The sequence below is a fragment of the Flavonifractor sp. An4 genome (assembly GCF_002161755.1).
GTDB classification, from domain to species: Bacteria; Bacillota; Clostridia; order Oscillospirales; family Oscillospiraceae; genus Flavonifractor; species Flavonifractor avicola.
In genome coordinates this window covers 48,013-67,082 of the sequence record NZ_NFIL01000003.1, presented here as the reverse complement: position 1 = coordinate 67,082, position 19,070 = coordinate 48,013, and the positions used below count along the sequence as shown (strand labels likewise).

General features: G+C 48.6%; 16 protein-coding genes and 1 pseudogene. 11 read left to right on the top strand and 6 right to left on the bottom strand.

Features of this window, described 5'->3' with window-relative positions; genetic code table 11:
- Positions 1–67: 67 nt before the first annotated feature.
- The 3 genes from B5F94_RS02300 to B5F94_RS16385 all read right to left on the bottom strand — a co-directional run bounded on the left by B5F94_RS02300 (position 68) and on the right by B5F94_RS16385 (position 1,396).
- Positions 68–298 (bottom strand): DUF4314 domain-containing protein, encoded by a 231-nt coding sequence (locus B5F94_RS02300; RefSeq protein ID WP_087327376.1) that lies wholly within the window; start codon positions 296–298, stop codon positions 68–70.
- Positions 288–1,097 carry a hypothetical protein gene (locus B5F94_RS02295; protein WP_204247460.1) on the bottom strand — a complete coding sequence of 270 codons (810 nt, stop codon included), beginning with the start codon at positions 1,095–1,097 and terminating at the stop codon, positions 288–290. The genes B5F94_RS02300 and B5F94_RS02295 overlap by 11 nt, the downstream gene beginning before the upstream one ends.
- Positions 1,098–1,231: 134 nt before the next feature.
- Positions 1,232–1,396, bottom strand: a complete 165-nt coding sequence (locus B5F94_RS16385) for a hypothetical protein (protein WP_158100242.1) — start codon at positions 1,394–1,396, stop codon at positions 1,232–1,234.
- A 386-nt stretch (positions 1,397–1,782) separates the two neighbouring features.
- On the opposite strand from B5F94_RS16385, the gene B5F94_RS02290 reads away from it, so the two are divergent.
- A complete protein-coding gene (locus B5F94_RS02290) occupies positions 1,783–3,396 on the top strand; it encodes a DUF11 domain-containing protein (protein WP_087327373.1) in 1,614 nt (537 codons plus the stop codon).
- A 92-nt stretch (positions 3,397–3,488) separates the two neighbouring features.
- Here the strand turns inward: B5F94_RS02290 and B5F94_RS02285 are convergent, their stop codons facing one another.
- A complete protein-coding gene (locus tag B5F94_RS02285) occupies positions 3,489–5,018 on the bottom strand; it encodes an InlB B-repeat-containing protein (RefSeq protein WP_087327368.1) in 1,530 nt (509 codons plus the stop codon).
- Between the two features lie 254 nt (positions 5,019–5,272).
- On the bottom strand, positions 5,273–5,845 hold the full coding sequence (locus tag B5F94_RS02280; protein ID WP_087327365.1) for a tyrosine-type recombinase/integrase: 573 nt from the start codon (positions 5,843–5,845) through the stop codon (positions 5,273–5,275).
- 354 nt (positions 5,846–6,199) lie between these two features.
- Here B5F94_RS02280 and B5F94_RS16110 point away from each other — a divergent pair, with 354 nt between their 5' ends.
- From B5F94_RS16110 to B5F94_RS02240, 10 genes and pseudogenes are all read left to right on the top strand, one after another.
- Positions 6,200–7,288 carry a hypothetical protein gene (locus B5F94_RS16110; protein ID WP_143383230.1) on the top strand — a complete coding sequence of 363 codons (1,089 nt, stop codon included), beginning with the start codon at positions 6,200–6,202 and terminating at the stop codon, positions 7,286–7,288.
- A gap of 303 nt (positions 7,289–7,591) precedes the next feature.
- Positions 7,592–7,795, top strand: a complete 204-nt coding sequence (locus tag B5F94_RS02275; RefSeq protein WP_087327362.1) for a helix-turn-helix domain-containing protein — start codon at positions 7,592–7,594, stop codon at positions 7,793–7,795.
- A 134-nt stretch (positions 7,796–7,929) separates the two neighbouring features.
- A pseudogene (locus B5F94_RS17105) lies at positions 7,930–8,274 on the top strand (type I restriction-modification system subunit M N-terminal domain-containing protein); the annotation flags it as partial.
- Positions 8,248–9,444: an N-6 DNA methylase gene (locus B5F94_RS02270; protein WP_343212780.1), complete on the top strand. Its 1,197-nt coding sequence runs from the start codon at positions 8,248–8,250 to the stop codon at positions 9,442–9,444. The pseudogene B5F94_RS17105 and the gene B5F94_RS02270, both read left to right, overlap by 27 nt.
- Positions 9,431–10,000, top strand: coding sequence for a restriction endonuclease subunit S (locus tag B5F94_RS02265; protein ID WP_087327359.1), 570 nt, complete (start codon positions 9,431–9,433; stop codon positions 9,998–10,000). The genes B5F94_RS02270 and B5F94_RS02265 overlap by 14 nt, the downstream gene beginning before the upstream one ends.
- A gap of 1 nt (position 10,001) precedes the next feature.
- Complete coding sequence (locus B5F94_RS02260; RefSeq protein ID WP_087327356.1) at positions 10,002–13,163, top strand: type I restriction endonuclease subunit R; 3,162 nt, start codon at positions 10,002–10,004, stop codon at positions 13,161–13,163.
- 28 nt (positions 13,164–13,191) lie between these two features.
- Positions 13,192–14,301 (top strand): Shedu immune nuclease family protein, encoded by a 1,110-nt coding sequence (locus B5F94_RS02255; protein ID WP_158100241.1) that lies wholly within the window; start codon positions 13,192–13,194, stop codon positions 14,299–14,301.
- Positions 14,302–14,392: 91 nt separating this feature from the next.
- Entirely contained in the window at positions 14,393–15,259 is an 867-nt protein-coding gene (locus B5F94_RS02250; protein WP_087327350.1) for an abortive infection family protein, read from the top strand.
- A 360-nt stretch (positions 15,260–15,619) separates the two neighbouring features.
- Complete coding sequence (locus B5F94_RS02245; protein WP_087327348.1) at positions 15,620–16,099, top strand: RNA polymerase sigma factor; 480 nt, start codon at positions 15,620–15,622, stop codon at positions 16,097–16,099.
- A complete protein-coding gene (locus tag B5F94_RS02240; protein ID WP_087327345.1) occupies positions 16,092–17,087 on the top strand; it encodes a hypothetical protein in 996 nt (331 codons plus the stop codon). Before B5F94_RS02245 ends, B5F94_RS02240 begins: the two co-directional genes overlap by 8 nt.
- A 99-nt stretch (positions 17,088–17,186) precedes the next feature.
- Here the strand turns inward: B5F94_RS02240 and B5F94_RS02235 are convergent, their stop codons facing one another.
- The gene (locus B5F94_RS02235; RefSeq protein WP_087327342.1) at positions 17,187–19,067 is read right to left on the bottom strand and encodes an ABC transporter ATP-binding protein; all 1,881 of its coding nucleotides are present in this window, start codon (positions 19,065–19,067) and stop codon (positions 17,187–17,189) included.
- Positions 19,068–19,070 lie beyond the last annotated feature (3 nt).

Sequence of the window (19,070 nt, the reverse complement as noted above, 5' to 3'; positions counted from 1 at the left end):
CGTTCCATATTTTTGTTCTTTGCGGTTATAGTGAAGGGGGATTCTCGTGTGAGAATCCCCAGTGAGCTTACAGCTTACGGATCCGGTCAACGCCATATACGACGCCGAGGCCGGAGCCATTGTCCCAGCGCACAAAGACGGTGCCGGTGTCGTCCACCGAGCGCACAGTGCCTTTTGTGCCGGGTGTGAGGCTGGAGTAGGGGTCATCCATCGAGATGAGCTCTACCCGGCAGCCGATGGGGTACATCTTCCGTACCCGCTCCACGGCCTCGCGGCTTGGGAATCCGTTACTGTTCATAAGGTGCGCCCCCTTTCTCATCGGCGGATGTCTCCGCCGCAGTGTCAGCCGGTGCCGGTTCCACGCCTTCCGCCGGGGCAGGTTCTGCCCGTTCCGGGCGGCGGCCGGAGCGCCAGCTGCTGTTTCCGGTCAGGTTCCTCAGCAGGATCCTCCGGGCGGTTTTGTATTCATCGCCAATAAATCCTAAGCGGATCAGGAACAGCCGCATGGCAAACTTCTCATTGTCAGTGGCACATTCCTTGGCAACCACCCGTTTTTGTTCCTTGGCCATCTTGCACATTGCGGTGACCAGACGGTTGTAGGTGTCGGACTCACCGTCGATTCCATGCAGGGTAAACCACTGGAAGCAGAGAGCATCCTCAGTGAAGACGATTTCCAACGAGTCTGTCTCCAATGCCTTTTTGAGCAGCGGTGCTTTGCTGGCGATGATCCTCCGCAGGTTTTCCTCTGTTTCCGGGGTAAACCCATCCCGTGGCACTTTGATGATCAGGAAACGTAAATCCTCATCATCAGCCTGTGCAGGATCGGACTCCCCAGTATCCGCAGCGGCTGTGGGCTGCTCTGCCGGTTCTGCTGGATGGAAGCCTTTCTCCCGCAGTGCGTCCACCAGCTTGCGGAGATCTTCCGGGCTGGCATCATCCGGGACGCTTACCACGCCGTCCTTGTCTACTATGTAGCTGCCGACAGCATAGGCAAAGCTGGGTGCGCCTTGGTAAACTGGCGGCTCGCCCAGAAGCTCCACCATCGCCCGGACGAGGGCTTTCCGGTCTGCTCCAGTCACGTTGTAATTGATACGCATAGGTCTTACTCCTTTCCTTGGTTTTTTGTATCGCACACCATCTATCACTCAGATTGCCTCAGAAAGCAAGTCCGAAGTGTGGAAATCTGCATATTTAGTGCTCTTTCCCCGTGAGGATAAAGTTGGCGTAGCGGTTATGCGGTCTTGCGATTGATCACCTCCAGTTCTCCGCCGTACTGGTAGCGGATATCTGTAACGCAATCCTTGAGTTTGATGGTCAGGGTGGCGGTCTCAAAGCAAAAGCGCCCGACCAGCTTCCCGTCTTCGTTGCGGATGTCGATGATGTTGTTCTCCTGCATAGCGCGTACCTCCAACTCTCAGGGCTTTATCCTGCGCCCTTGTTTGATTGAAGTTTAGCGCACCCAGAGTCTGCTATGGGTTTTCCGAACGCAAAAGAAGCCATCGGAAGAAAAAAGAACCTTACCTCGGTAAAGTTTTTTGGTGCCGCTCAATCCAATAGTAAAAGAAGATATTTCTTGAAACAGACAGCGCCCATAAGTTAGTATAAGCTAACCTATGGGCGCTATTATTGACAGTTCTATTCACAATGCCTACCCCACAGAGGGAAACCGGCGGCGCTTTTTTCTCATACTGGGCTTACATTGGGCATCTATGGCTTTCTGTAGGGTAGAAATTATGGTATAATAAAATATCTATAAGCGCAGAGGGGGTGTCTGCGGTGCCAATGTCACTTGAAACTAGGTTACTTGATACTTTGAAAGATCTCCGTAAAAGCAGAGATGCAGCCCAAGATTTGGTTTGGGAACTCGAAGGCAGTGTTTCTGTTGATCGATACAAAACGCTCTATCATGAAGATTTGGAGCAGTATCAGGTTTTCTGTGAGGCTTACATCATAAAACTGCTCAGCCGTTTTGTGTCTGGACGGGACAATATAGAAATCTTGCTGGCTGCCTTTGGCCTTTTGCAGGGTTACGAAGATATCGGGAGCGTCAACGAACGACGCGTGTTATATGCGGATAAGGCTGTAAATACTAACAAACAGATTTCTTCCGATTGGGCAGACCCATCCAGCAGTCTACAGAAAATTGAAGATAGGATTATCAAAAAGCTGGTAGAACGATTGCTTGCTGCTATCGGCCAAACTAGTGGTGAACCGCTGGGTCTTGCCGCTAATGTCTACATTGATCTGCTTGAGCGTTTCCCGGAGCGGCTTCCTGCCAAATATCCCATGCCGCAGCCCAGCTATCTGGGAGGAGCGTTCATTGTTGAGGGATCTCCGCGCAAAATCCCCAGAACCACTGAGAAAGCCACAGAAGCTTGCGGCTACACAGTGGTGACCAAAGTGCGTATCAAGGGCGACCCAGACCGGACTTGGAAAGATACGGTCAATATACGGGCTGGAGATCAAGTTGAATACCAAATTATCTACAAGAATATCAGCGAGGCAAGCCATGCCAATGTTACTGTCAGTGATGAGATTCCCGCCAATATGCAGTACGTTTCCGGCTCTACTGTTCTCATCAATTCTGGGAACAGAACCGGTGTCGTCGTAGAAAATGATGCTTTGGTTGAGGGCGGGCTCAATATCGGAAGCTACCATTCTGGCGAGGATGCACGTGTGCAATTTACGGCGGAAGCTAAAGATACTGGTCTGACTGATGGCTCGGAGAAACTGGTGAACCAGAGCAAGGTTGCAGTTGGTGACAAAGTTTTACATAAGCACACAGAGGTCACGGTAAAATACGGCTGGGGGCCAGAGCGCCCAACCTACAAGTTTGACCAGCCAGCAGACCATGCAGTGTTTAACTCGGTAACAGATAATCCGGTTTTGGGTGATGAGCGCTTCTTTGTACGGATTGAAGAAAAAAGTTCTGGACGAGCGTATAGCGGTAACATCACACTGGAAGCCGGAAAACAGTATGAAGTATATATCTATTACCATAACAATGCAGCGTGGGAGCTAAATCGCGCGGAGCATAAATATAAGGGTGTGGCGCGCAATGTGCGCTTAATCGCTAATTTTCCTACTAAGCTAACCGCAGGAGAACGAAAGCATGTCAGCGCAATAATACGGGCGGACAACACGGATCCGGAAGCTGTGTGGGCTAGGGCGTATATTATAGCGAAAGAAGATATGACCCTGCACTACGTCACTGGTTCTGCGAAAATCTACAATGATTGGAAGGCAAATGGCTCTGTGCTTTCTATTAAACTCTTTTCTAGCGATGGGACATTCTTAGGGCTGGATGCCCTGAATGGCGTTATTCTGGGTGATCAGAAGCTGTACTCAGGATATGTTGTTTATACAATTCTGACGAAAGCGGCACAGGACTCATAAGTACGCGTTAATCAGATGATGCATCAAAGCCTCCGTACACTCAGTGGCGAAGGCTTTGTATCTTTTAAGATAGGTATGGTCTCAGCTCTAGGCTAATTAGACTTGATACAACGCACATAGAGTCCGTAGCGTTCACTTCCGCCAAAGCCACCGTAGAATACATAGCCAGAAGAAAGCTGAGAATAGTAATGCTGACCCTGATTTCCGCTATGTGCAGTAGCTGACCACCACATCCCTGAGTAAGAAGCTCCAACTATTGAGCCATCATCATAATACCCACCAGTGACGGCAGAGAATCCTGTCTCATCTGAATCGCCAGCAACACTTCTCTGTTCACGCATTGTTGGTAATCTCCAGCCCTTAGGACAGATATCGTAAGTCGCATTTACCGACATTTCAGAGCATACGGTACCAGCAGAAGTGGCACAATAGTTGTACCAATAACCAGTGGTGGCATCTCCGGGGTGAGATCGTGCCTCACTTAGTGAAGCCCCTAGCGTTAAATCATTTGTTGGGAAATACCAGTTAGAGGCTACGTTTGAATCTGACGGAGTTAGAGTTTTGCCTCTAGACAGACGGAGATTTTGCGTCATCCAGCAGTAGCCATTAATTTTAGCAATTGTATAACTGTTGTTATCCCTTCTATCTCGCAAAGTTGCCGTTGCTCCATTATCACTATTTGTGCAGTGAGAGGCAGTTAAATCTTGCATATAGGTCACATCGTCAAGCTGGTTAATGGGCGTTCTCCATTGTGCATAAAGCGTAACAGTCTGACCAGCATAGCTGGTAGAGGCTGTATAGTTCGCACCATCAGCGTAGGATGTACCGCTACCGTTGGAAGCGGTATTCCAGCCGTTAAATACGTAGCCGCTGCGAATAAAGGTATTGCCGGGGAGTGTCTGCGATTCACCCGCCGGAATCTTGATAGAGGACATACTGCCACTAGTGGCACCATTGCCGTTAAAAGCTACCGTCACCATTGCTGGTTCCGCCACTACCGCAATCGTCAGCGTATTAGAATAGGCACCAGAAGCCGCAGTCGTATCCACCTTTGCTCCAAAGGAAAGGGTGTAGGTATCGTTGGCGGAGTTGGTGTCGGAGGTGTCCTTGGTCTGGATGGGTGTGGAGTTATCGGTGGGAACGGCGGAGTAAGTAGTGCTGTCAGTTGGTGCTTCTGTACCAAGGTTGTAGCCCCAAGTGTTAGGCTCGAGGCTACTTAAGGTTAGGCCAACACCCCCTGCGGTAGCGATAATTGAGGAGGTGTTGGCAGAGATTTTGGGTCTGAGGCTGTTGTCGCCATCAGAGGAATATAGATAAAGGCTGTAGCTGGCGCTATTGGTAGTGGTGACAGTCAGGTCAGCAGTAGCGGTGGTAGTTGCTCCGTCAGGAGTCGGAGTGACACTTTCAAAATCGATTGAAGCAGGGAGGTTAATGCCGACAGAGGTACCCGTACTTGGAGTAACTTCAGGGATCGCTGCGTATGTCACTTGTGGCAGTGATGGGAACAACATCAAGCCAAATACTAATACCAAGGCACAGCAGCTGACTGCTCCTGCCAATCCCAGCCACGACATCCAGCTGAACTTACTTTGACTTAACTTTGTTCCGTGTATCCTTAACACCGCTACCTCCTATTTCTTAGTGCTGCGGTGCTGATAGTAAAAAAACGACACCGCAATGGGTGTTCAATCCACAATTCACATAAGAGCAACGCCCTACATGTATATGCGGTGCCGTTTATTAGCGTCGCATATAATGCGTGAATCGTAGATTGAACACTACCATTATAGCATAGATTTTGCATGTTCCAGAAAAATCGAAACGTTTTGGGCTGGAGTTTTCCACAGGACGCAGGGACGAGATAGCAGCCCTTCCGTTAGAACAACTCCATCCTCAGATACGCTCGATCCAGATCGTCCTGTGCCACTCCCAAGTATCGTCGGGTTACCTCATAATTACTGTGATTGTAGATATGCATGATGACTACTGGCGAGATCTCCTTGCTCGTCCAAGCATGGTAGCCCCAAGTTTTTCTTAGGCTATGACAGGAGATTTTGCCTTCTACGCCTACTGCTACTACTGCCGCATGGATGATCCGCCAAGCCTGTACCCGACTGATGGCCTTGCCTTCCTTGCGGTTGCTGACAAAAATAAAATCGCCACGCCTGTGTGGAAGGTACAGGCGCAGCGCTTGGAGAACCTGTTTGTTTAGGGCAATGGTCTTGGTTTTCTTGGTTTTCTTCTCAATGATGGTGATGTGGGTGCGGAAGGTATTATGTAGTTCGTCATATACGTCCGACCACCTGAGCCGGAGTAGGTCGCTGATCCTCAGCGCCGTGCTTGTTCCCATGACGATCAGCGTATAGTTCCGAAGCTGGCCGCGCTTCAAAAAGTAGTCGGCCAGCGCCTTTAACTGTTTCTTGTCTCTAATTGGTTCCGTAGCTGCCATAATTATAAATTAAGCCCCCTTGTCAAAGATACGTTCCAGTATAGCGTATCCTTTGGCAAGGGGGCTATGTATCACTTTAATTCTACAGATACCATTTTACCATTAAATAGGCCAAGTTGCAACGGGAAATCACCCCGTTGCGGTAAGTTTTTCCTAAAGATTCATCCCTGTTGCGACCAAGAGCAGGTAGCGATACGGGGTTCCCTTCAGAAAAATGTAACACAAGAATTATTTTGTTACATCCAGCTGTAAAGGCGGTATTTTTGTTACAAAATTATCTTTTTTGATCTATCTACAATGCCAGTAATAGAAATTACCTTTCCATCAAAAAAGAGGTTAAGGGGGATAAAACACATGAGAAAGAGAATACTCGCACTGGCGCTGTGCGCTGGGATGTTGCTGCTGGGTGGCTGCGCATCGGAAGTTGGGGTAACTAGTAACCCAACAGAATCGCCTACTGGAACCACATCGTCACAAGTGGAAAATGAGATTCCGCCAGAGGAAAGCGGCGAATTGGTTTCTGAGCCAGAAGATCCGGTGGAGACCAACGAGCCGGAAGAAGTTTCGGGAATTATTGCGATGACATCGGAAATTTCTGGCGACTGTACATTTAATATTGTCTGTATTGACCCGAGTACTGGGGAGCAGCGGACCTTACTCGATGTTACATATACCAGTAATGTCGGCAAAGACATCTACTATCTGCCACCAACCATGACGGTCTATTCGGCATCGGCCAGTGAGTGGGTATCTTCAGATTTCTCTAAAATTGCGGCTACTAAATACATAAGTGGCACTGGCGAATACCATGCGGGTTGGTTTAATGAGTTTGGAGAATTTTATGATGTAACAGAAGCGCTTGGCCTACAGGCGCAAAGTGATTTTGATGATCCTGCCTGTTATTTTGCTGGTGGCTTTACAGATGACTGTTTTGTCTACTACGCCAATAACACTTCATATGATGGCCGGAACTATTTCTATGTGCCGTTAACAAACATTACGCTTGATGCTGTACAGGAAGGCGATATTATTAACTCCGCACTCCCCACACTCCCAGCTGATAGCGATTCTGGATATAATCTGTCTGACTGGGTCAATGAAACGCAGTGCCTAGTTGATCAATATGTCAAACAGTATAACCGGAAGACTAACAGTGTGATTTTTGATATTACGACTGGAGAAGTGACGGAGTTTATTCCGGGGACATCACGGTATAACTGGAATGGCGTACTTAGCCCGGACGGTTCATCTGTGGCATTTCTTTCTTCTCCCAAGCAAGGAACTGATTCCCCTGCGCTCTATATCACTCCGCTATCTGGTGGCGATCCAATCAGGGTAGAAACAACTTTATCTTTTTCTGATTCGCACAGCATAAATAGTCCTAATTTTGTCCAATACCCTGCATCTGGTGGGATCTGTACCACATTGATTGACTGGCGCTAAAATGATAGTCCCTTATAGACCATTTTTAATAACATTATTATTTGTTTGCATTGGCGCTAAGATAAAAGTTTCAAGCAATTAGATTGTAAGCATAGGAAAGCCGGGAGACCTCTCCCGGCTTTCTTTGTCTCTAGTGGAGCTATGGCCGACAGATGGTCGAAAAATACCAAACTAGGCGCGCAAGTAATATAATCTTTCATTAAGTTTTTGAACGCTAACATATATTTGATTTTTCAGACATCTCATGATATAATGCCCATATACATCAACCCGAAAGATCAGGATGATAGTGAGGTCGCAATTATGGCAGTAAGCTACAAGAAGCTATGGAAGTTGCTCATTGACCGGGACTTAAAAAAGAAAGATCTCGAAGAGATGGCGCAGGTGAGCCATTATACAATGAACAAACTCACCCATGGGGATAACGTCACTACCGATGTACTGGGGCGGATCTGTAAGGCTCTGGGCTGCTCGTTAGATGATATTATGGAGTTTGTGGATGAGTAAATAGTATGCTTTGAGCAAATTCCATCAGATGATACAATAAGAAAAATAGGACTCGTGGTTCAAGAGGTGTTATGACAATGGCAAAAGCTAAAAATCAGGTCTCGCTGGAAGCTGGCCTGTAGAACGCATGTAATAAATTGAGAGGCAGTGTATCTGCAACCGATTATGTGAATGTGGTGCTCGGGCTGCTGTTCTTGCGGTTTGCTTATGATAAGTTCAACGCACAGCGCGAAAAGCTCCTGGCAGACGAGGACACCGCAGATTTTGTGGAGAACCCGCGTTTTTATTCCAAGGACAATGTTTTCTTCCTGGAGGAAAAGGATCGATGGAGCTATATCAAGGATAACTCTAAATCCAACAAGATTTTCACCTACATCGATGATGCGTTCCGCAATATTGAGAAGAACAACCCCTCTTTAAAGGGTGCGCTCCCCATCGGTTTTTATATTACACTGCACATTGAGCCATCTAAGTTTTCTTCCCTGATTGACGAGATTGACCGGATTCAATACTCCCAAGGTGAGGCTGATGATGTCATTGGTCGCGTGTACGAGTATTTTCTGAAGAAGTTCTGTATTGCCGCCAAATCCGAAAAAGGTGAGTTCTATACTCCGGCCAACATCGTTGAGTTGATGACTCTGCTCATTCAGCCCTACTCCGGTTCTGTGTATGATCCATGCTGCGGTTCCGGCGGTATGTTCGTGCAGAGTGCAGAGTTCATTAAACGGCATCAGGGTAATAAGAAAGACATCACTATTTATGGCCAAGAGTCCAATGACAAGACCTACAAGCTGGCCCGCATGAATCTGGCCATCCGTGGCCTGAACTGCGATCTCGGCGATATGGATGCCTCCACCTTTTCTTCGGACAAACATCCGAATCTGCGGGCCGACTTCATTTTGGCAAATCCCCCGTTCAACCTGAAAAACTGGCGCACAGAAAACGAACTGAAAAATGATCGCAGGTGGGATGGCTACGAAGTTCCTCCCGTCAGCAATGCCAACTATGCTTGGATTCTGCACATGCTGGCCCGGCTCTCCTACAACGGCACTGCGGCGTTTCTTCTGGCCAACGGCGCTCTGGGCGCTGATGCCGAAGAATATAAGATCCGTAAGCAGCTGATCGAGAACCAAAAAATTGAAGCCATCATCGTGCTGCCCAGAGAGATGTTCTACGCAACGGACATCTCCGTTACCCTCTGGATCGTGGGTAACCACAAAAAGAGCAAGAAGGTAAAGCGTGAGGGTCAAGAGGTAGTGCTGCGAGATCGGGAGAATGAGATTCTCTTTATTGATGCCAGAACCCTTGGTGACGGCGGCGCAAACGAGGACGGATATGTCCAGTTGACCGAAGCCGACAAACAAAAAATCGCCTCGACTCTTTTTGCGTGGCAATCCCCGGACTGGAAGAGCCTTTATCACGATGTACCGGAATTTTGTTACTCTGCCACAATGGACGAGATAAGATTAAATGACTACAGCCTTTATCCGTCCGATTATATTGAATTTATTGATCGAGATTCAGATATAGATTTTGCAGCGGAGATGGAAAAACTACATTTTAGGCTAAGAGAGTCTGTCAAGCAGCAGAAGCAAGCATTATCTATGTTGGAAAGTGCTATGGAGGAAATCGGCTATGACATTGAATAGTATTACCCTTGGAGATTATATCTTCCAATCCGATATGCGTAATGCCAATAATATTTACGGCGCAAATGATGTTAAGGGAATTGCAACAAGTAAGGCATTTATTGAGACAAAAGCAAATCTTCACGGAGTTTTGTTAAGCAACTATAAGGTGGTGTCTCCCTCTCAATTTGCATATGTTCCTGACACCTCTCGTCGCGGAGATAAGATATCCCTTGGATACAATGATAGCGATGATACATATTTGGTTTCATCTATATCCATTGTATTTGGAATCAAGGCGGAAAAGGCAAATGAACTTCTTTCAGAATATTTGTTTCTTTATTTCTGTCGGCCTGAATTTGATCGTTATGCTCGATTCCATTCCTGGGGATCTGCGAGAGAAACTTTTTCCTGGAATGATATGTGTAAGATAAAAATCAGCCTGCCACCAATTGAAGTGCAGAGAAAATATGTGGCAGTATTCAAAGCTCTTCTCGCAAATCACAATGGTTCTGAGGATATTAAGAGCATTTGCCCTGTGTTAATAAAAGGAGCGATTGAAGAAGGAGGCCGCTGAGATGGCACACTTCAAATACTACGAAAACGATTATGAACTGGCTGTACTGGAATTGCTAGAAAGTTGCGGCTGGGAGTATCGGTGCGGCTATGACATCCATCGAGAAAAGGACGATATTATCCTGCTGGATGACTTTCAGGAATATCTCAGCCGGAAGTATGGCTATTTTTCCGAGGATGAGCTGCACACCCTGATTTCCTATATAACCAGTTATTCCAACCAGTCACTATATCGCTCCGTGAAGGAAACCTATAAGCTCCTGACTCGAGGCTACACGCTGCGTCGGGATGATGGGACAGACCAGTTTATCGACTTCTTTGATTTCGGCAAAGATGCAGAAACGGTCAATGTGTTTCGCACGGTTAACCAGTTTGAATTTGAAGAGTATCATAACCGCCGTCCTGATATCGTTCTATTCATCAACGGCATTCCGGTGTCTGTCTTTGAACTCAAGAACCCGGCGGATGAAACCGTCTCCATTGCGGATGCCTATGCTCAAACCCACATCCGCTATGCACAGGACATCCCCTCGCTTATGAAATTCGACTTTATCAATGTTATCAGCGATGGTGCGAATACTCGCTATGGATCACTGTTCAGCAGCTATGAGTTCTATTTCAAATGGAACTCTACCAATGGCGAGGATTACAGCAACGCAGACGGAATCGAGTCGATCCATGTCCTGATTCGCGGCCTTTTTGCACACAGGACTTTACTGAATATTCTGAGCAACTACATCTACTTCCCGGACAACAGCGGCAACAATCTGATGATCCTGCCGAAGTATTACCAATACTACGGTGCGGAAAAGATGTATGCACATATTTTGGGGGCATACGAGGCTGGAAGCGGAAAAGGCGGCACTTATTGGGGCGCAACCGGCTGCGGTAAATCCTATACCATGCTGTTTCTCTCCAAGCGGCTGACAACATCGCTGGAGCTACATAAGCCTACCATCATTCTGCTTACCGACAGGAACGATCTGGATGAGCAGCTCTCCGATGACTTCGAGAATGCCAAAGAATATCTGATAGACGAAAACTCAGTCAGTATCGCTAATCGGAAGAAGCTCCTCGAAAAGTTGGGCAATATTGAGAGTGGCGGCATCTATCTGATGACCATTCAAAAATTCTCCGAAGATATCAGCCTTTTGAGCCGCCGGAAAAATATCATCTGCATCTCAGACGAAGCGCATCGGACACAGACCAACACCGAGGCAAAGTATGTCATCTCGAAAAGCGACGCTAAGAAAACGTATGGCTTTGCCAAATATTTGCGGGACTCCTTTCCTAATGCCACGTATGTAGGGTTTACTGGCACGCCGATTGATGCCACTTTGCGTGTCTTCGGTGAGGTTGTGGTTCAGTATACCATGAAACAGTCCCTTGATGACGGTTCCACCGTGGGGATTGCCAGGCTTCCCGGTCCCCGTGAGGTGCAGCTGGATGAGAAAATGGCCCAGGCTTGCGATGAGTATTATCGCCTGCAGGCGGAGGCTGGGGCAAATGAGTATCAGATTGAAAAATCCAAAAAGGACATGACCAATCTAAAGGTGATCCTCGGAAACCCGGATCGGCTTGATATTGTGGTCAAACATTTTATCTGGCACTATGAGAAGCGTTGCGAGGAGCATGCCACAGTAAACGGAAAGGCCATGTTCGTATGCTACGACAGAGAGATTGCGTGGACAGTATATAACAAGGTCAAGGCTCTGCGGCCCGAGTGGTTTGTAAAGCGTAAATGCGCCCCAGAATATGAGGGTACGCATCTTGATCGAGATGCCATTGAGATTGAGAAAATCGCCTTGGTCTGCACCAACGGGAAAAACGATCCGGCAGAGATGACCGCTGTGATCGGTGACGCCAAAACCCGTAAAGCCTACGCCAGAGCCTTTAAAGACGACAAGTCCAATCTGAAGATCGCCATCGTGGTAGACATGTGGATTACTGGCTTTGATGTGCCGTCCATGGATACCATGTATTTGGACAAGCCGGTTGAAACACATAATTTAATCCAGACCATTTCCCGTGTGAACCGCGTGTTCAAGGGAAAGCAAGAGGGCTTGATCGTCGATTACATCGGATTGGAAGGCGCAATCCTTACTGCCATGAAGCTCTATAATGGCGATATAACGCCGGTAAACGGCATCGACACCTCGCTCGTGGTATTCAAGGATTTCTTAGACCGGACGATTCAGCTGATGCATGGCTATGATTACAGTGCCTTCTTCACAGAAAGTATTTCACCGCTGGAACGGTTGACGATCATTCAGAAAGGCGTCGAATATGTACTCTCGGAGAAAGCCCGAAAAGATAACTTTATGGGCTTTACTCTGCGCTGCAAGAAAGCCTTTGACGTCTGTATTGGCCATGAACAGATTACGGATCAGGAGGTGGAGCAACTCCACTTCTTCCTGTGTGTGCGTTCGGTTATCTTTAAGATGACTGCTGGAGATACGCCGGATGCCACTTTGATGAATAAGCACATTACTGAGCTCGTAAACCGCGCGATCAGCTCTACCTACAGCGGGAAGGAATTCAATTTTGATGAGCAGCCCACCGATGATATTCAAATGCTGTTCAGCGATGAGTTTATCGATAAGCTGAAAAAGATTCCTTACCCGAACACCAAGTATCAAGCGTTGGTAAAGCTGTTGAAGCGGGCGATCAAAGAGTTTGGGAAGACCAACCGTTTGAAAGCGATTGAATTTTCTAAAAAGCTCAAGAATGTTGTTGATCGCTACAATTCCAGGAATACCATCAGCGACGTGGAAGATATCATCGACGACGTGGTAAATAATCTGAGCGAGGAACTGGAGAAGATTTTTAACGACCTGAAGCAAGAAAAGCAGTCGTTTGAGGATCTCGGCATTACCTTTGAGGAAAAAGCCTTCTATGACATCCTCATTGCTGTGGCCGAGAAGTATGGCTTTAAAGAGCAGCTCTCGGAGGATACCTATATCTTCTTGGCTAAAGAGATCCAGAAACTTGTTGGCAACAAATCCAAGTACACCGACTGGACGAATCGCCAGGATGTTAAGGATGAGCTCTATGCCGATGTTGCCAAGCTGCTGAAGAAGAACGGATACCCGCCGAAGACCATCGATGTCGCCTACGATGAGATCATGAAGCAGGTAGAGAACTACAAGCAATATGCGGAGTAACATTGCCAGATTACGAAAGGAGGCCGCTATGGATACCATAACAACGCAAAGTAGGGCAAGTAACTTTGTTGAAGTTAAAGAGGAATTTATCCTTGATGAGACAGAAAGGACTAGAACCGTATTCAAAGCGGCAATGCATTCGGGTGGCATCCGTGGAGATATAATACGTTATCGAAAAAATCCTGACGGAACATGTGAGGAACTTATTCCCGTTAATTTCAATTCACTTCATCCGGATGACGGCATAAAAATAACTTTGCCAACCGAAGCCATACGAATTCTCTATGAAAAGCTCAAGGAATTGGAATTAATACTTGAAAAGCGCGGGATCCGTTATGGGACACATGATTTCACTATTGCAGATCCTTCAGCACTTGTAATCAATAGCAGAAACAAGGCTACTATTATTCGAAAGCTATTAGCAGCCAATTTAGGAGAGGAGGTGTGGGATCAACTTGCTCAAAGCAACCCTGATATAGCAACCAGATTGGCCAGTGCCAAGCTTCATGAAGATAGACTTGTTTCCTTGCGTACTTTCGAGCAGATGTTATCTGATGAAGAGTTGACGGAGAATGATTGGCAAAACTTTTTTGAAGAGAATACATGGATTTTTGGGTACGGCCTTCGATATCAGATTCTGCGCGTGATACAGGCCCAACCTAATTACGGCGGCGCTACTGTTTCTGGGATAGGGGGACAAAGAGGAGATTTTCTGGCCGCTACCGAAGCAGAAACAAAATTTACCTGTCTAGTTGAAATTAAAACGCCTAATACTCCGCTTTTAAGGAATTCACAGTATAGAAATGGCGCGTGGGGTATCAGCAAGGAACTTTCCGGAGCAATTTCCCAAGTTCAGGTAAACTGCGCTCAATGGGAGATATCTGACTCTCGAACAGAGCAAAATCAAGAGGAACTATGTGGTATTTATACTATCTCACCCAAGGGAATCGTCGTCATCGGCAATACACATGAACTTAACTGTAGAGACAAACGAAATTCATTTGAGCGATTCCGTCAAGAATTACGTTCACCAGAAATCATTACTTACGATGAGTTGTTTGAGCGGGCAAAGTATATTGTTGATGGCCCGGTTAGTTCGACAGTAGAAATAGAAGAAGATGATGATTTCCCGTTTTAAATCCTAGACATCGTCAATAAACAGGCGTTTGTATTGCTGGGTGAAAATTCTATGAAGATGATTAATAATAAACAAGGAGATAAATCCCATTATGCCAAATACGATATTTACAAAGGCAGAAGAAGGCACTTTCTTGATGCTATTCAATAGAGACGGGTATGTCTTAAACTTTTCAACCAATGATTTCGATGTGTTTACAATGAACAGCATAGGAGAGGCGTTATGCGCAAAGTATAATCTCTCTAAAGGAAAATCACTTGTCGCCTATCTGAATAGTGCATCTGACAAAAACAGGCTCAAGCTCATTTCTGATCTATTCCATTATTACGAAGAAAATATGGAATACGAATATAATCTTGACTACGAAGACGATTCGTATTGGGGCAGTAGCTCCTCTCGATATGATGAGCGGTATGCAAAATTATACAGAAAATGTAAGGCCATCATGGATAGGCTGGAAGGTAACTCTTCCGCTATCGTAAAAACGGCGGATGAGCTAAAAGATAAGTTCTCCAGTGAGTATATGTCTCAACAGATTGAGCTCATGGTTTCTATGCAGTCAACGAGTCCTACAAATGCCATTGGATTAGCGAAAGAATTAATCGAGAGTTGCTGTAAAACTATTTTAGACGAGTTGGGTATTGCGTGGGATAAAAATGATGATGTTCCTCAACTTACAAACAAAACCATGAATGCACTCAATTTGTTGCCTGCAAATGTCCAAGCAACCGATCAAGGAGCAGATGCTATAAAAGCCGTCTTAGGAAATCTAAGAGCGATCCCGACAAAGTTAGCCGAACTGAGAAATCCATTTGGGAGCGGACATGGCAAGAGTGCGTCTTTCCAAGGGTTAGAAGAACGACATGCGAAGCTTGCTGTAGGAAGCAGTATTACATTTGTCGATTTTGTCTGGAGTACATTTGTGAAACAGCAAAAGGATAGCGGAAAAGCAATATAAAATTGGACAGTGCCGATATCCCGAATGTCTACTATGGTAAAGAGGTTGTAGCATAGTTGAAATCAGCGAGAATCAGGTAACACACCGTGTATCACCGTGTAATAACAAGCATGATTAGGAGGGGAAGCGGATATGCCATCTAATCGTGTAGATAGTGTAGAGAGTAATGCACCACTATGATTTTTTATCATGGCTGACGTCTAGACACAGAAAAAGAACCGCAATCCAATGGATTGCGGTTCTTTTTATTTTTTCTACTCAATTACACCCCGCCGTCTTTTGTAAATCCCAAGCGTTGATGAAACATTTGGCCCTCCGGCATGATATTATAGGTGAAAAGCTTTTCAAGGAGAGAGCCATATGTTGGAAGAACCGTTCAACCGGCTGGCAAAGCTGTATATGGACACGATATTCCGCCTGGCCTTCCACTACACAAAGAGCCCGGTGGAGGCTGACGACATCACCCAGGAAGTGCTGCTCAAGCTCTACCGTACCGACAAGGCGTTTGAGAGCGATGAGCACGCCAAGTATTGGCTGATCCGCGTCACCATCAATGAGTGTAAGCGCCTGTTCCAGTCCCCATGGCACAAGGTAGCGCCCATTGAGGACTACGCGGCTACCCTGGCCTTTCCCAGCGAAGAACACAGCGCTCTGTTTTACGCCGTGATGGAGCTGCCCAAAAAGTATCGTGTCCCCATTTTCCTGCACTATTATGAAAATTACTCCTGTGAGGAAGTGGCTCAGCTGCTCAGCATCCCCTGCGCCACGGTACGCACCCATCTGCGCCGCGGGCGCGCCCTTCTTAAAACCTATCTTCAGGAGGCTGGCGACTATGTTTGATAAAAAGCTGTACCAGGAGACCATTTCCCAGCTCCACGCCTCCGAAGAGATTCTGACGGAGGTAAAAAGCATGACTTATAAGCACAAAAAGCACCGCCGCCTATCCCGCATCATCCCCCTGGCCGCGGCCCTGACCGTGCTGTTCTGTATGGCTGCGGCCGCCGCCTACGGCCTGGTGCGCTACCAGGATCCCACCGCCATGATCCGCGCCTTCTTCGGTGAGAATGTCAGCTCCGGCCAGGGTGTGGTGGAATATGACGAGCAAGGCCGCCTCATCACCAACCTGCCCGCCTGGGAGCGGGTACCTGTGGACGAAACCCTGGCGGAGAAACTCATCGCCCCCTACATCTTTGAGGTGAACGAGACCGCCGTCTGGGAGGACTATACCCTGTGTGTGGAGGCCGTCCTCTATGACGCCGGGACCGGCGCGGGTCTGATCTATTACACGGTGGAGAACCCCAACGGGGTGGATGGCTATGAGGTCTTTGTGGACGGAGCGCTGTGGTGGCCGGCCCAGTCCCCGGTATTTACCCGGCTCCAGGGTCCCGACTGCTGCTACATCGACACCGCCATGACCACCCAGACCAAACTCTATCTGTGCAGCTACTTCATTACCGGCGACACTGCGGACAGCGTCAATATTGGCATTGGCCCCGGCGCGGATCGCATCCAGGTCAACGACATCACCCTTGACCTGCCCACCAGCAGCCTGGCCGATCTGACTCTGGCCGGCGGGGCCGTGACGGTCTCTCCCATTAGCATCCAACTGGACCGGGAAACCCTTGGGCTACCCACCGACAACGACCCGGACCGGATCGTACTCCGCTACGCCGACGGCTCCGAGTATGTGGTGGAGGACGAAGATTCCTTTGTGTCCAACCACACCTATGCCCTGAGTGACGGGACGCTGATCACCTATACCTTTAACCGCATTGTGGACACCCACAGCGTCACGGCGGTGGAGATCAACGGCGCGCTGTATCAGTGACCGATCCTGGAGCCTGTAGAAAAAGCTGCCCTCCCTGGCTCAATAAACAGAGGCGGTGAATGTCGCTCGACATTCACCGCCTTTTTTGTCCAAATCCGGTTAACTCGCTTCTTCAGCCAGATTTCCGGTATAAAGCTGATAGTATTTTCCTTTCTTTTCGATGAGCTCATCATGGGTTCCCCGCTCGATGATGCGGCCCTGATCCATAACCATAATGCAGTCGGCGTTGCGCACCGTGGACAGCCGGTGGGCGATCACAAAGGTGGTCCGACCGGTCATCAGGGCGTCCATGCCGTCCTGCACCAGCTTTTCGGTCCGGGTATCAATGGAGGAGGTGGCCTCATCCAGGATCAGGGCAGGGGGATCGGCCACCGCCGCCCGGGCAATGGCCAGCAGCTGCCGCTGTCCCTGGCTCAGGTTGGCGCCGTCACCGGTGAGCATGGTATCATACCCGTTGGGCAGGCGGCGGATGAAGCCGTCGGCGTTGGCCAGCCGGGCGGCAGCCATACAGGCCTCGTCGGTGGCCTCCAGATTGCCGTAGCGGATATTATCCATAACGGTGCCGGTAAACAGGTGGGTATCCTGAAGCACGATACCCAGGGAACGGCGGAGATCCGCTTTCCTGATCTTGTTGATGTTGATGCCGCCATAGCGGATCTTGCCGTCGGCGATGTCGTAAAACCGATTGATCAGGTTGGTGATGGTGGTTTTGCCCGCGCCGGTGGCCCCTACAAAGGCGATCTTCTGGCCCGGATGGGCGTACAGACTGATATCATGGAGGACCAGCTTATGGGGTTCATAGCCGAAGTCCACATGATCCAGCACCACGCCGCCTTCCAGCTTTGTATAGGTCACCGTTCCGTCCGCCTTGTGGGGATGCCGCCAGGCCCATACGTTGGTCCGCTCCCGGGCCTCGGTGAGCTGGCCGTTCGCCCTCTCCCGGGCATTGACCAGCTCCACATAGCCCTCGTCGGACTCAGGCTGCTGGTCCATCAGTTCAAAGACTCGCTGGGCACCGGCAGCGGCGGTAACCACAAAGTTGACCTGCTGGCTGACCTGGGTAATGGGCTGGGTAAAGCTTTTGTTCAGGCCCACGAAGGTAACTACCGTACCCAGAGTCACTCCCGCCAGGCCGTTGATACCCAGCACCGCACCCACAATGGCCACCACCACATAGCTCAGCCAGCCGATGTTGTTATTGATGGGCATCAGCAGGTTGGCGTACCGGTTGGCCTTGTCAGCGCTCTGATGCAGGGCCTCGTTGACCCTGGCAAAATCCGCCTTGGCGGCCTCCTCATGGCAGAATACCTTGACCACCTTCTGGCCGTCCAGCATCTCTTCGATAAAGCCGTCCACAGCGCCCAGATCCCTCTGCTGCTGGATATAGTATTTGCCGGACAGGTGGGAGAAACTCCTGGTGATCACCAGCATGATGAGCGCCGTAATCACCGAGATGATGGTAAGGGTGGGGTTGATCAACAGCATGGTCACCAGCGTAGCCGCCATGGTGATCACCGAGTTGATGATCTGGGGAATACTCTGGCTGAGCAGCTGCCGCAGGGTGTCGATGTCGTTGGTATATACCGACATAATATCCCCGTGAGCGTGGGTATCGAAATACTGAATGGGCAGGGATTCCATGTTGCGGAACAGATCATTGCGCAGCCGCCGCATGGTACCCTGGCTGATGTTGACCATAATCCGGTTGTAGGCAAAGGCTGCCACAACGCCCGCACCCATCAGGCAGGCCAGCTGCACAATATCGGCGGCCAGGCCGCTGAAATCCCGGGAGCCGCTGTTCAGCATAGGTACGATGTAGTCGTCCACCAGAGTCTGGGGGAAGGTGGCGGCCACTACAGTGGCCACTGCGGAGATCAGGATGCACACTAAGACCAGCAGGAACAGGGGGCCGTAGGAGCGGAGCATATAGCGGAGCACCCGGCCCAGCACCTTGCCGGTTTTGGTTTTGGTTTGATTCATGAA

What these genes read in the sequence shown, in the direction of transcription:
- B5F94_RS02300 (WP_087327376.1), bottom strand. Translation starts at nt 298, where the DNA reads ATGAACAGTAACGGATTCCCAAGCCGCGAGGCCGTGGAGCGGGTACGG.
- B5F94_RS02295 (WP_204247460.1), bottom strand. Translation starts at nt 1,097, where the DNA reads ATGCGTATCAATTACAACGTGACTGGAGCAGACCGGAAAGCCCTCGTC.
- B5F94_RS16385 (WP_158100242.1), bottom strand. Translation starts at nt 1,396, where the DNA reads ATGCAGGAGAACAACATCATCGACATCCGCAACGAAGACGGGAAGCTG.
- B5F94_RS02290 (WP_087327373.1), top strand. Translation starts at nt 1,783, where the DNA reads ATGTCACTTGAAACTAGGTTACTTGATACTTTGAAAGATCTCCGTAAA.
- B5F94_RS02280 (WP_087327365.1), bottom strand. Translation starts at nt 5,845, where the DNA reads ATGGCAGCTACGGAACCAATTAGAGACAAGAAACAGTTAAAGGCGCTG.
- B5F94_RS16110 (WP_143383230.1), top strand. Translation starts at nt 6,200, where the DNA reads ATGAGAAAGAGAATACTCGCACTGGCGCTGTGCGCTGGGATGTTGCTG.
- B5F94_RS02275 (WP_087327362.1), top strand. Translation starts at nt 7,592, where the DNA reads ATGGCAGTAAGCTACAAGAAGCTATGGAAGTTGCTCATTGACCGGGAC.
- B5F94_RS02265 (WP_087327359.1), top strand. Translation starts at nt 9,431, where the DNA reads ATGACATTGAATAGTATTACCCTTGGAGATTATATCTTCCAATCCGAT.
- B5F94_RS02260 (WP_087327356.1), top strand. Translation starts at nt 10,002, where the DNA reads ATGGCACACTTCAAATACTACGAAAACGATTATGAACTGGCTGTACTG.
- B5F94_RS02255 (WP_158100241.1), top strand. Translation starts at nt 13,192, where the DNA reads ATGGATACCATAACAACGCAAAGTAGGGCAAGTAACTTTGTTGAAGTT.
- B5F94_RS02250 (WP_087327350.1), top strand. Translation starts at nt 14,393, where the DNA reads ATGCCAAATACGATATTTACAAAGGCAGAAGAAGGCACTTTCTTGATG.
- B5F94_RS02245 (WP_087327348.1), top strand. Translation starts at nt 15,620, where the DNA reads ATGTTGGAAGAACCGTTCAACCGGCTGGCAAAGCTGTATATGGACACG.
- B5F94_RS02240 (WP_087327345.1), top strand. Translation starts at nt 16,092, where the DNA reads ATGTTTGATAAAAAGCTGTACCAGGAGACCATTTCCCAGCTCCACGCC.
- B5F94_RS02235 (WP_087327342.1), bottom strand. Translation starts at nt 19,067, where the DNA reads ATGAATCAAACCAAAACCAAAACCGGCAAGGTGCTGGGCCGGGTGCTC.